Below are 12,218 nucleotides of genomic sequence, written 5' to 3' on the forward strand. Positions count from 1 at the left end.
GGCCCGGCCACCGATGGCTGAGAGACACCTCGTGCTCCCGCCTTCCACGAAGGGGATCACGCTGTCTCACTCAGCGCGACGTGCGCAGCTCATTTCCTGAACTTGCCTGTTCAACGTGACGCCTCGATGAGCGTCGCGCCGGCCGAACTAACCCAGACGCCGAACTTACCCAAACGATGTCATCGCGAGATGAAGAGAAGGAGGACGCTTGCAGGTTCTTGTTCGTGACAACGACGTCGAAAAGGCTTTGCGCATCCTGAAGCGAAAGATGCAACGCGAGGGCGTCTTCCGCGAGATGAAGCGCCGCAGATCCTATGAGAAACCATCGGAGCAGAAGGCGCGCGAAAAATCCGAGGCCATCAGGCGCCAGCGCAAACTGGCGCGCAAGCAGGCCATCCGCGAAGGCTTGCTGCCTGCACCTGCCAAGAAGCCCCTGCAGTCGCGGCCAGGCGCCGGACAGCCGACGGGCTCGGCTGCAACCGCCAGAGCCGCTGCACCACGCGCGTAGTTTGTTGTTTGTCCGGGCGTCGATTGCAGCGCGACGCGTTCCACCTCAGTGGCGCATGCGTGCAATCGCGCCCGCGACGATCTGCATCACCACACCGATCACCCAGCCGGCCATGATCAGGGAAGTCCAGACGATGTGCGGGTCTTCCCGCAGGATGATGATCCCGACGGCGAAGAACGCCGTCAGCGTTGCGAGAAACGTACCGACCGCACTGAGAAATTCGGCCGCATCGATCTTGTTCGCGGCCGGCGTCCCCTCCTCGTGCGGATGGAACGGCATCTGCGGCGTATCGATGCCGAGGTAGAACCCGAACGCGCCCGCCAGCATCATCAGCACCAGGAAACCCTGGGTGGTCAGCGCCGGGACACTGGAGCCGACATGGGCGCCGACGAACATGCCGCAGGCCGCGCCCGCCAAGGCTAGTCCCGAACGCTCGAGCACGTGGGCAAACTGGCGGACACGGATGCGCATGGTACGGCCTCTCATGGCCTCGTTGATCCGGACCGGCGACGACCGCCGGCCCGGCTGGCATCCAAAGCCTACGCCGCTTTGGTCATGCCGGCATTGAGATGGCGCAACCTCGGCATCACCTCGTGCTTCAGGAGACGCAGCGAGTTGTGCCAGGCTTCCGGCTTGTGCTTGTAGTCGAAGCCGAACACGCACAGCGTTCCGAAGCCGCCGACCTCGTGCCAGATCTTCTCGATCTTCTCGGTCACCGTCGCCGGCGAGCCAATGATCCAGTTGCGCTTGGCGCAATAGTCCACCGTCACGTCGGAGTCGGCCACGTCGGGCGAATGCTTCAGATAGTCCTTGAAGCCGAAATGGCTGAGCAGCGGCAGGAAGTACTCGCCCATCATCCGGCCCATCATGTCGCCGGACGACAAGCGCCAGGCTTCCTCATCGGTCTCGGCGACGAACACCTCGCGCACCAGCCGCCAGTCGTTGCGGTTCGGCGTGCGGCCCGACTTGGCGGCGCCCGCTTCGACCGAGTCCCAGTGCGACGACACATAGGCCGGGTTGAGGTTGAGGCTCATCGGAATAAAGCCGCGCTCGCCGGCGAGCTTCAAGGTGTCCGAGTTCTTCGACAGCCCGGCGACGCCGATCGGCGGATGCGGCGCCTGCACCGGCTTGATGTGCGGCTTGAGGAAGTCGAACATCACGTCCGGCTTGGTCACGGTCCAGTACTTGCCCTTGTGCGTGAACGGCGCCGGCTCGTTCCACAGCCGCAGGATGATCTCCAGCGCCTCGCGGGTCATCTCGCGGTTCTGGCCGCTCATGCCGTCGACATTGAACATCGCCCAGTCGCTCGGCAGGCCCGATGCGGCGATGCCGAAATTGAGCCGGCCGTCGGACAGGTGATCCAGCATCGCGACGCGATTGGCGAGCTCGGCGGGATGGTGATAGGGCAGCAGGAATCCGCCGGGCCCGAGCCTGATGTTCTTGGTCTCACGGAAGGCCTGCGCCAGGATCAGGTCAGGCGCCGGATGCGGCTCCCAGGGCGCGGTGTGATGCTCGCCGATCCACGCTTCCTGATAGCCGAGCTCATCGAGCCAGCGCAGGACCTGCAGGTCCCACTCCTGCCCTTCCTTCAATCCGCACTCCGGCGGATGCGAGGGCATCGTGAAGTATCCAATTTCCATGGCGCTTTCCTCTCGCGTTTGTTTGGCGGCGCATCTTGGCGATGCGCTCATCGTCACGCGAGACGAAACACGACCAACCGAGTCGGCAACGCCGCACGTGGTCTGCGAAGTCTAGCACTTCGTAAGACAGCGACAATCGTCCGCTGTGTCGCTGGCGGAATGATGACCTCAGATTTATGCAACGCTGATCCGCAACATTGCCGTGATCGATTGCACGTCAGCGTGCGCCGAACGTCGTCTTGCCGAACAGCTCCTTCTGCGTCGACGGCTGCGAGCGCCAATATTGCGGAGGCGCGGTCACCTGCGCGCCGAGCTCGGCTGCGGCATGCCAGCCCCAGCGCGGGTCGTAGAGCATGCCGCGGGCGAGCGCGACCATGTCGGCCTTGCCCGACGCCACGATCTCCTCGGCTTGCTGCGCCTGCGTGATCAGACCGACCGCCATGGTCGGCAGCCCGGTGGCCTTCTTGACCGCTTCGGCGAACGGCACCTGATAGCCGGGCCCGAGCGCGATCTTCTGCAGCGGCGAGACGCCGCCTGATGACACATCGATCCAGTCGGCGCCGCGGCGCTTGATCTCGTGCGCCAGCACGATCGTCTGGTCGAGATCCCAGCCACCCTCGACCCAGTCCGTTGCCGAAACGCGAAGACCGACCGGCTTGTCCGCAGGGAAGGCGGCGCGCACCGCGTCGAAGATTTCGAGCGGAAACCGCATGCGGTTCTCGAGCGATCCGCCATAGGCGTCGGTGCGCCGGTTGGCGATCGGCGACAGGAATTGATGCAGCAAATAGCCATGTGCGCCGTGGACCTCGATCGCATCGATGCCGAGGCGGGCGGCGCGTTGCGCTGCGGAAGCAAACGCATCGCGAATGCGTGCAAGGCCGGCTTGATCGAGCGCCTCCGGCGCGAGCTCGCCGTCCTTGTGCGGCAGGGACGAGGGCGCGACCGTCTGCCAGCCGCCATCGGCCAGCGGAATCTGCTGGCCGCCATCCCATGGCTTGTGGCTGGAGCCCTTGCGCCCGGCATGGGCGAGCTGCATCGCGATCGCCGTGTTCGAATGCTTGCGGGCCGAGGCCAGAATCGGTGCGAACGCGGCCTCGGTCGTGTCGTCCCACAGCCCGAGGCAGCCGGGCGTGATCCGCCCGATCGGCTCCACATGCGTCGCCTCGATGCAGAACATCGCGGCACCAGACAACGCCAGCGTATTGATGTGGGTGAAGTGCCAATCATTGGCCACGCCATTCTCGGCCGAGTACTGGCACATCGGCGAGACGATGAGGCGGTTGGCGAGCTCGAGGCTGCGCAGCTTGATCGGAGTGAACAGGGCGCTCATGCTGGGTTCCGGGCTGGATCGAAGGGACGATCTGACCATCTCGCTGGACTGATGTCGACGCGTATCAACGATGAACAGGGCTGCAAGCGCCGCAGCGGCCGCGGCGGCGCCCTACTCCAGCAGCGTGAACTGCAGCAGCAGCGTGCGCTGGATCATCGAGAAATTGTCGTCGGACACCAAGGTCAGAACGGTCTCTCCCTGGGCCGTCACATGCGCGTCGATGCCTTCGAGATTGTCGATCTCCTGGCCGAGATCGGCGGTGAAGATCGCCGGACCCTCGACCAGCGCGCCCGGCGCGATCTGAGCCAGCGTCAGCCGCCGGATCCGGATGCCGACGCCGCTGAGCAGCGAGAACTTGCGTTCGAGCACCAAGAGATCGCCCGACGGCAGCAGCACCGCATCGCTGACATCGAAATCGTCGCTGCGCACGAGGCTGAACTGTCCCGGGGACGGACCACCGATCAGGAAGGCCAGCAGATTGCCGTTCGCATCCATTCCGCGCTCGGACAGCGCGATCACGGTGCCGGCGAGCGGCAGGCCTGTCGGCACGACCACCAGCGCTTCCAGCCCCTTATTGTTGGGGAGCCGCTTCGCAGCCGGAGGCAGCGGCACGATCTCGCCGCGCGCGCCGGTCCCGCCCTTGCCGAAGTCGTAGCGCAGCAGCTGGTTGACGCGTTCGAGGCCGACATAGACGGTATCGCCGTCACGCGCGAGCGCCTCGGAATCATACCAGCCGCGATCGGTGATGGGCCGCGCGTCCGGACCGAGCAAGGGCGCCGCTTCGACATCTGCAAGTCCGGCGATCTCGCGACCGGAATAGACGATGCGGCCGGTGAACCAGCCACCCTTGTCGCTGATTGCAAGGAAGCGCTGGCCCGTGGCATCGAGCCGGATGCCGGAGAGGCCGCCAAAACCGGGATAGGACGAGGTCAGCGCGACGCCGCTGCGGTATTGCAGCATGCCGAAGCGCAACTTGGTCCGATCGCGCAGGTCGAACGAGGGCAACGGCCGCGCCTTGACCTCGATCTTGACCGCCGAGGTGACGGAGTGCTCGTCGACGGCTCCGCGCCTGCGCACCGGCGGCGGAGCCGTTTGCGCCGAGACGACGCCGGACCATGCCAGAGCCGACACGCCGCCCATGGCCAGCGCAAGAAAACGCCTGCGGTCGGCGAGCGCCTGCAGCGACATCGTCAGCGGGGCCCCCTCCCCCACACCTCCTCCGATGCAGGAGGAAGACCCAGCCGGCCGATGGCCGTTACGAATGCAGCTTGCGCTTCTGGCCGCGCGCGGGCTGCGGCGCCGCGTGGGTCTCCGTAAACAATTCGGCGAGCTTCTCGGTGATGGCGCCGCCGAGTTCCTCGGCGTCGACGATGGTCACTGCACGGCGGTAATAGCGCGTGACGTCGTGGCCGATGCCGATCGCGATCAGCTCGACCGGCGAGCGGGTCTCGATTTCCTCGATGATGTGGCGCAGGTGCCGTTCGAGATAGTTGCCGGCATTGACAGACAGCGTGGAATCGTCGACCGGCGCGCCGTCCGAGATCATCATCAGGATCTTGCGCTGCTCGGTCCGGCCAAGCAGGCGCTTGTGCGCCCAGTCCAGCGCCTCGCCGTCGATGTTCTCCTTCAACAATCCCTCGCGCATCATCAGGCCGAGATTTTTCCGGGCACGACGCCACGGCGCGTCGGCCGACTTGTAGATGATGTGGCGGAGATCGTTGAGGCGGCCCGGATTGGCCGGCTTGCCGGCCGCAAGCCAAGCCTCGCGCGACTGCCCACCTTTCCACGCCCGTGTCGTGAAGCCGAGGATCTCGACCTTGACGCCGCAACGCTCCAAGGTGCGGGCGAGAATGTCGGCACAGGTCGCGGCTACCGTGATCGGCCGTCCGCGCATCGAGCCGGAATTGTCGAGCAGCAACGTGACGACCGTGTCGCGGAAGGTCGCTTCCTTCTCGCGCATGAATGACAGCGGCTGATAGGGATCGATGACGACGCGCGACAGCCGGGCCGGATCGAGGATCCCCTCTTCCAGGTCGAACTCCCAGGCGCGGTTCTGCTGCGCCATCAGCCGGCGCTGCAGCCGGTTGGCGAGCCGCGCCACGATGCCCTGCAGGTGTGCGAGCTGCTTGTCGAGATAGGAGCGCAGCCGCTCCAGCTCGTCATGGTCGCACAGATCCTCGGCCGCGATGATCTCGTCGAATTTCGGCGCGAAGGCATGATACTCCGGCCCGCGCGGCTCGTTGGCGCCATGGCGGTTCGGACGCGTCGCCTCGCCCGGCGTCTCGTCGTCGCCGAGCTCGCCGTCGTCGAGCGTGTCGGAGGCGGAGGCCTGCGCCGCCTCCATGGCGCTCTCCGACATCTCGTCCGAGGTCGTCTGCGCCTGGTCGGCACTCATCTCTTGCGCGGCATCGGATTCCGGCGATCCTTCGGCGCCGGACTGGTCGTTGTCGCCGTCGCGATTATCGTCGTTGTCCTCGTCCTCTTCGGAATCGGCATTGCGCTCGTCGCCGAGATCGAGCGCCGAGAGAAGGTCGTGGACGAGATCGCCGAACTTGGCCTGGTCCTCGGTGAAACGGCCGAGCTCATCGAGCCGGGAGCCGATCCGGTCCTCGAGGAACGGACGCCAGAGATCGACCACCTTGCGCGCCGCATTCGGCGGCGCCATGCCGGTGAGACGTTCGCGCACCAGCATCGCCAGCGCATCCGACAACGGCGCATCGGCACGATCGGTGATCTCGTCATACTTGCCGCGATGGAAGTGATCGTCGAGCATCGCCGTGAGATTCTTGGCGACGCCGGCCATGCGCTTGGCGCCGATCGCCTCGACGCGCGCCTGCTCGACCGCCTCGAACACGCCGCGCGCCTGCGGATTGCCGGGGATCAGCTTGCGATGGATTTTCGGATCATGGCAGGCGATCTTCAGCGCGATCGAATCGGCGTGACCGCGGACGACCGCCGCATCGCGCTTGGTCATCTTGCGCGCCGGCTCCGGCAGCCGCGCCTTTCCCGGCGCAAGGCCGGGCCGCTCGGCCGCGAAGGAGACTTCGAGCTCAGGCGCCCTGGCGATCGCGCGCAGGCAGCCGGTCACCGAGCGCTTGAACGGCTCGGTCGGCGCTTCCTTGGTCCCGGGACGGAGTTTGCTGTTGGATGTGGTCATCTGATCCCTGCGGTGTCGTCCCGGCGAAACGCCGGGACCCATAACCACCGGCGGTCATCCATTCGTATCGACGCCAACTCCAGCCTATGGCCGAAACGTCACGGCGTGTGGGTCCCGGCACGAGGCCGGGACGACGCCCGTTATCAGCTCAGCGCGACGTTGATCGCCGATTCCGGCAGCTCCGCATTGAAGCAGCGCTGATAGAACTCCGCGACCAGCGGACGCTCGAGCTCGTCGCACTTGTTGAGGAACGTCACGCGGAAGGCAAAGCCGATATCGCCGAAGATCTCGGAGTTCTCCGCCCAGGTGATCACCGTGCGCGGGCTCATCACCGTCGACAGATCGCCATTGGCAAACGCGTTGCGGGTGAGGTCGGCGAGCCGCACCATCTTGTTGACGGTGTCGCGGCCCTGCGCATTCTGATAGTGCTTGGCCTTCGCCAGCACGATCTCGACCTCCTCGTCATGCGCCAGATAGTTCAGCGTCGTGACGATCGACCAGCGGTCCATCTGGCCCTGGTTGATCTGCTGAGTGCCGTGATAGAGGCCCGAGGTGTCGCCGAGACCGATGGTGTTGGCGGTCGCGAACAGACGGAACGCCGGGTGCGGCTTGATCACCTTGTTCTGGTCGAGCAGCGTCAGCCGGCCCGAGACTTCGAGCACGCGCTGAATCACGAACATCACGTCCGGGCGGCCGGCGTCGTATTCGTCGAACACCAGCGCCACATTGTGCTGCAGCGCCCAGGGAAGGATGCCGTCGCGGAATTCCGTGACCTGCTTGCCGTCCTTGACCACGATCGCGTCCTTGCCGACGAGATCGATACGGCTGATGTGGCTGTCCAGATTGACGCGCACGCAGGGCCAATTGAGGCGGGCGGCGACCTGCTCGATGTGGGTCGACTTGCCGGTCCCGTGGTAGCCGGTCACCATTACGCGCCGGTTCTTGGCGAAGCCGGCCAGGATCGCGAGCGTGGTCGCGCGGTCGAAGCGATAGTCGGCATCGACTTCCGGGACGTGCGGGTCGGTTGCGGAAAAGGCCGGCACCTCAAGGTCGCTGTCGATCCCGAACACCTGCCGCACCGACACCTTCATGTCGGGCACACCGGTCATCTCCTGCGCGTTGGTCGTAGCGGCGGTCGTCATTCATCCTCCGAGGTCCCGGGCATTCCCGAAACCAGATTTCATGATTGGCTGCGGTTGAAGGGCTTCATGGCCAGCCTAGCAGAGAGCACGCGCGGGCAGAAGCCTAAGCCTTGATCAAAGTTCCGTCGTTATATCATCGAGATAGGCATGGGACGACGTTTTTGAAAGGCAGCCCTGCGAATCGTGTCACCTTTTCGCCCGAACCGCGCTTGCAGCTTTCTGACGTGGCACTCCGGGGCGGGGTTCCTACTTATCGAAGAGTTCGTCGCTCTCCCACTCCCCACCGGCAGGACACGCTTGGCCCATCTGCTCGACCCCCTCATCGTCTTCGTCTCAGCGCATGCGGGACTGGCCTATCTCACCCTGTTTCTGGCCGCGCTGCTGGAGGCGGTGCCGGTCCTGGGCTCGGTGATCCCCGGCACGACCATCATCCTGGCGCTGAGCGCGCTGATCCCGGGCGGCGAGCTGACGCTGCAATGGGTGCTGGCCTCGGCCATTCTGGGCGCGGTGCTCGGGGATGGCGGCGCATTCTGGATCGGGCATCGCCAGCAACGCGAGATCCTGACCGCCTGGCCGTTCTCCAACTATCCCAAGCTCGTCGCGCAGAGCGAGGCCTTCTTCCACCGCTTCGGCACGCTCGCGATCTTCTTCGCCCGGTTCGTGGCGCCGATCCGCGCCGTGGTGCCGATCACGGCCGGCGCGCTCGATATTCCTCCGACCCGGTTCTATGCGGTCAACATCCCGGCCATCCTGCTGTGGGCCTGCGCCCACGTGCTGCCGGGCGTGTTCGCGGTCCAACTGCTGCACCGCTATGGCGGCATCCCGCACCACAGCCACATCGCCAAGTCGACCTGGATTCTGGCCGCGGTCGCGGGCACGATCGTGGTCTGGCTGGTGCTCCGGCTGCTGCGGAGGCGGCGCGAAACCCAGCTCGCCGCCGGTGGGGCGAACTAGGCTCTCACAGCGAATGTACCGTGGCGCTGCGGCCCGGCGCCGGCCCGGTGTAGCGCGCGCGCGGCCGGATCAGCCGGCCGAACTGCAGCTGCTCGCAGGCATGCGCGATCCAGCCGACGCAGCGGGCCATGGCGAACAACGCCAGCTCGCTGCCCGCAGGCAGCCTCAGGCTGTGCACCAGCACCGCAAGCGCATAGTCGATGTTGACGAACTCGCCGGTCGCCTCCGCGATCCGCTCGGGCACTTCGCGGGTGAATTTGCGCGGCGCGCCGGCGCGGGTCAGCGCATCCAGCAGCGACATCGCGCGCGGGTCGCCACGCTTGTAGACGCCGTGGCCGAAGCCCGCGAAGCGCTCGCCGAGCGCCACCCGCTCGCGGATCAGCGGCGCGACGTCGCGGTCGATCAGGGTTTTCACCAATTGCGAGGCCAGCACGCCGGCGCCGCCGTGCTGGGGTCCTTTCAGCGCCGCGAGTCCCGCAATCACCGCGTCGTAGAGGCTAAGTCCCGTCGAGGCTGCGCAGCGAACCGTGAAGGTCGACGCGTTGAGTTCGTGGTCGGCCAGCAGCACCAGGGTGCGGCGGATCAGGTCGGACGCGTGCTTGTGTTCGGGAGCCCAGGCCCTGGCGACCTGGATGTGCAGAGGCTCGGCTGAAGGCGCCGCATTGAGCATGGTCGCGACGACGAGGCGCACGATGCGGGCGCCAACCAGCGAGCGACCGTCCGGAGCGCGATTGAACGCCGCAGGATCGGCATTGGCCGCCAATGCGAACACAGCGATGGCCCGGTCGATGGGGGCAGCACGGCGCGCGGCCTCCGCGATGAGGCGCATTTCGTCCGAGACTTGCGGCAGATTGTCGGATGCGAACGGGTCGATGGCGGTGACGTCCCACAGCAAGGTCGCCGCATGCTCGAGCGAATCCCGCTCCGCCAGCTCGACGCAATTCACGCCGCGGTAGATCGGACCGGCTTCCGTGATCGTCGCCACCGCCGAATCGAACACCGGCAGGTCGGCGTCGAAGCTGCGGAAGGCGCGCGGCTCGGCGGCCGGTACACGCCGCTCCTTCAGCGCGCGGATATCCTCGGCACGATAGCGATTGCTCCGGGAGTTCGGTGACGGCTCCGAGCGGACGAGGCCGCGGCTGACATAGGCGTAGAGCGTCGCCGGAGAGATCGCGAGTTCTGCGGACGCCTCGGTGGCAGATAGGTAAAGGCCGCTGTCTTTTTTCATATTGATCAGCTTAATCAAGATTGATCAAGTTGTCCACGAGGCCGATCTTGCTGGCGTGACCATTCACGCAGGAGATCCCGTCATGACCATCCAGCTTTCGAAGTCTCCCATCGGTCTCGATGGCGTTCCGGCCGCCGAGACCGTGCTCAGCCATGTCGACGGCCAGCAGGGCGAGCTCATCATCGCAGGCCACCGGGTGGCGGATCTCGCCGCCACCAGCGGCTTCGAGGGAGTGACGGCCCGACTGTGGAGCGCGGCGACCAAGCGGAGCCTCAGCGAGGCGGATGTTCGCGCCAGCCTGGGCCAGGCCCGACGGCGCGCCTTCTCCCGCCTGCCCGAGCTGCTCGCCGCGACCGCTGGATTGTCGATCATCGACGGCTACCGCGCCGCGGTCGCCGCGCTGCGGCCCGAGGCTGGGCTCGACGACGAAGCGACGATCGTCGGTGCAGGCCCCGTCATCGCCGGCGCCCTGGTGCAGCGCGCCCGGCGCGCGCAGCCGATTGCGCCTGATCCCAACATCAGCCACGCCGCCGACACCCTGCGCATGGTCCGCGGCGACACGCCCACCGATGGTGAGGTGGCCGCGCTCGACACCTATCTCGTCACCGTCAGCGATCACGGCATGAACGCCTCCACTTTCGCCGCCCGCGTGGTCGCCTCCACCCAGGCCGATCTGTTCGCCGCGATCACCGCCGGCTACTGCGCGCTGACCGGCCCGCTGCATGGCGGCGCGCCGGAGCCGGTGTTGGAGATGCTGAACGCGATCGGGACGCGCCAGAACATCGCACCCTGGGTCGATGCGGCGCTGGGCCGCGGCGAGCGGCTGATGGGGTTCGGGCATCGGATCTACCGGGTGCGCGATCCCCGGGCCGACGTGCTCAAGGGCGCGATCGAGCGGCTGGCGGGGAGCGGGGCGGATCTGCCGTTTGCGAGCGAGGTGGAGGCTTACATTCGCCAGGCGCTGCGGCAGAAGAATCCGGAGCGGGTGCTCGATACCAATGTCGAGTTCTTCACTGCCATCCTGCTCGATGCGCTCAGGATTCCGCGCCAGGCCTTCACGCCGATCTTCGCGGTGGCGCGGGCCGCCGGCTGGACCGCGCATGCGCGGGAGCAGCAGCGGACGGGGCGGCTGATCCGGCCGAGCTCGGCCTATATCGGGCCGAAGCCCTGAGTGGTGCGCCGAACGGACGGTCGCTGCGCGGCAGCCTCGCTGCCGCGCGTCAGCCCTTCACCACCGTCTTCAGGTAGTTATAGGCCTTGATGATCTCGATCAGGCGATCCTCGGTCGAGCGGTCGCCGCCATTGGCGTCGGGATGGTGCTGCTTCACCAGCGCCTTGTACTTGGCCTTGACGTCTTCCAGCGTGACGTCGGGGCCGAGCCCCATCACCTGCAGCGCCTTTTTCTCGGCGTTGAACACCTTGCGCGTCTCGGCCTTCGGTGCGGACTGCGCACCCGGGCGCCAGCCGGCGCGGCCGTTGATCTCGGCGAACACGCTGAACGGATCCGACGCATCGCCGAGATCAGACTCGGCATTACCGGTGCCGCGCTTGCCCGCGGTATTGGCGCCCATCTTCCAGGTCGGCCGATGTCCGGTCAGCGCATCCTTCTGATAACGCGCGACCGCGTCGGCATTCATGCCGGAAAAGAAGTTATACGACTGATTGTATTCGCGCACGTGATCGAGACAGAAGTGCCAATACTCGCGCACGTTCTCGCGTCCCTTGGGCGCGCGGTGCGAGCCCTTGTTCTTGCAGTCCGGCCACTGGCACGGCTGAGCCTCCTCGCGCACCACCGGCTGCCGCGCAGCCGTCTTCTTGGGCTTGATGCGGATGGAGTCGAAGAATTTGTTTGAATCGATCGGCATGGCGGACTTTGACTACGCAACGCGCAAAGCTTCAAGTCTTGACATTGCGAATACCTCAGGCGGAGCCCGCCGATTGACGAAAAATAATTTGATGCGTATTTCCGGAGACCATGCGAACCCAAGATGCTATCATCAAAAAGTTACGCGAAGCTTTCTCTCCGGAAAGCCTCGACGTGCAGGACGAATCACATCTGCATGCGGGTCACATGGGACACCGTCCCAGCGGTGAGACCCATTTCCGCGTGTATATTGTGTCGCAGGCCTTCGCCGGCAAGAGCCGCGTCGATCGGCACCGCCTGATCAACGCCGCATTGGCGGCGGAACTTGCCGGATCGGTGCATGCGCTCGCGCTGCATGCGAAGGCGCCGGGCGAAGCCTGACTCCCAATCAGAAC

Annotated in this window: 12 protein-coding genes; 4 read left to right on the forward strand and 8 right to left on the reverse strand. The window is 66.0% G+C overall.

What is annotated here, in order from left to right:
* Positions 1-208 precede the first annotated feature (208 nt).
* On the forward strand, positions 209-508 hold the full coding sequence (gene rpsU / locus ACQR07_RS13495) for a 30S ribosomal protein S21 (RefSeq protein WP_434902768.1): 300 nt from the start codon (positions 209-211) through the stop codon (positions 506-508).
* 45 nt (positions 509-553) lie between these two features.
* Here rpsU and ACQR07_RS13500 read toward each other — a convergent pair whose 3' ends face one another.
* The 6 genes from ACQR07_RS13500 to cobS form a co-directional block, all read right to left on the reverse strand.
* On the reverse strand, positions 554-979 hold the full coding sequence (locus ACQR07_RS13500; protein WP_434903073.1) for a hypothetical protein: 426 nt from the start codon (positions 977-979) through the stop codon (positions 554-556).
* A 68-nt stretch (positions 980-1,047) separates the two neighbouring features.
* Entirely contained in the window at positions 1,048-2,148 is a 1,101-nt protein-coding gene (locus ACQR07_RS13505; protein WP_434902769.1) for an LLM class flavin-dependent oxidoreductase, read from the reverse strand.
* Between the two features lie 217 nt (positions 2,149-2,365).
* Complete coding sequence (locus ACQR07_RS13510; protein ID WP_434902770.1) at positions 2,366-3,478, reverse strand: NADH:flavin oxidoreductase/NADH oxidase; 1,113 nt, start codon at positions 3,476-3,478, stop codon at positions 2,366-2,368.
* Positions 3,479-3,589: 111 nt separating this feature from the next.
* Positions 3,590-4,666, reverse strand: a complete 1,077-nt coding sequence (locus ACQR07_RS13515; protein WP_434903074.1) for an esterase-like activity of phytase family protein — start codon at positions 4,664-4,666, stop codon at positions 3,590-3,592.
* 67 nt (positions 4,667-4,733) lie between these two features.
* On the reverse strand, positions 4,734-6,635 hold the full coding sequence (gene cobT / locus ACQR07_RS13520; RefSeq protein WP_434865299.1) for a cobaltochelatase subunit CobT: 1,902 nt from the start codon (positions 6,633-6,635) through the stop codon (positions 4,734-4,736).
* A 143-nt stretch (positions 6,636-6,778) separates the two neighbouring features.
* A complete protein-coding gene (gene cobS, locus ACQR07_RS13525) occupies positions 6,779-7,777 on the reverse strand; it encodes a cobaltochelatase subunit CobS (protein ID WP_172114496.1) in 999 nt (332 codons plus the stop codon).
* A 297-nt stretch (positions 7,778-8,074) separates the two neighbouring features.
* On the opposite strand from cobS, the gene ACQR07_RS13530 reads away from it, so the two are divergent.
* Entirely contained in the window at positions 8,075-8,731 is a 657-nt protein-coding gene (locus tag ACQR07_RS13530) for a DedA family protein (RefSeq protein ID WP_434902771.1), read from the forward strand.
* 4 nt (positions 8,732-8,735) lie between these two features.
* On the opposite strand, the gene ACQR07_RS13535 is transcribed toward ACQR07_RS13530, so the two are convergent.
* Positions 8,736-9,959 carry a citrate/2-methylcitrate synthase gene (locus ACQR07_RS13535; protein WP_434902772.1) on the reverse strand — a complete coding sequence of 408 codons (1,224 nt, stop codon included), beginning with the start codon at positions 9,957-9,959 and terminating at the stop codon, positions 8,736-8,738.
* An 82-nt stretch (positions 9,960-10,041) separates the two neighbouring features.
* Here ACQR07_RS13535 and ACQR07_RS13540 point away from each other — a divergent pair, with 82 nt between their 5' ends.
* Positions 10,042-11,130: a citrate synthase/methylcitrate synthase gene (locus ACQR07_RS13540; RefSeq protein WP_434902773.1), complete on the forward strand. Its 1,089-nt coding sequence runs from the start codon at positions 10,042-10,044 to the stop codon at positions 11,128-11,130.
* A 49-nt stretch (positions 11,131-11,179) separates the two neighbouring features.
* Here ACQR07_RS13540 and ACQR07_RS13545 read toward each other — a convergent pair whose 3' ends face one another.
* The gene (locus ACQR07_RS13545) at positions 11,180-11,824 is read right to left on the reverse strand and encodes a J domain-containing protein (protein WP_434902774.1); all 645 of its coding nucleotides are present in this window, start codon (positions 11,822-11,824) and stop codon (positions 11,180-11,182) included.
* A gap of 110 nt (positions 11,825-11,934) precedes the next feature.
* Here ACQR07_RS13545 and ACQR07_RS13550 point away from each other — a divergent pair, with 110 nt between their 5' ends.
* On the forward strand, positions 11,935-12,204 hold the full coding sequence (locus ACQR07_RS13550) for a BolA family protein (protein WP_434902775.1): 270 nt from the start codon (positions 11,935-11,937) through the stop codon (positions 12,202-12,204).
* Positions 12,205-12,218 lie beyond the last annotated feature (14 nt).

This window comes from Bradyrhizobium sp. HKCCYLS20291 (genome assembly GCF_051167715.1).
Taxonomy (GTDB): domain Bacteria; phylum Pseudomonadota; class Alphaproteobacteria; order Rhizobiales; family Xanthobacteraceae; genus Bradyrhizobium.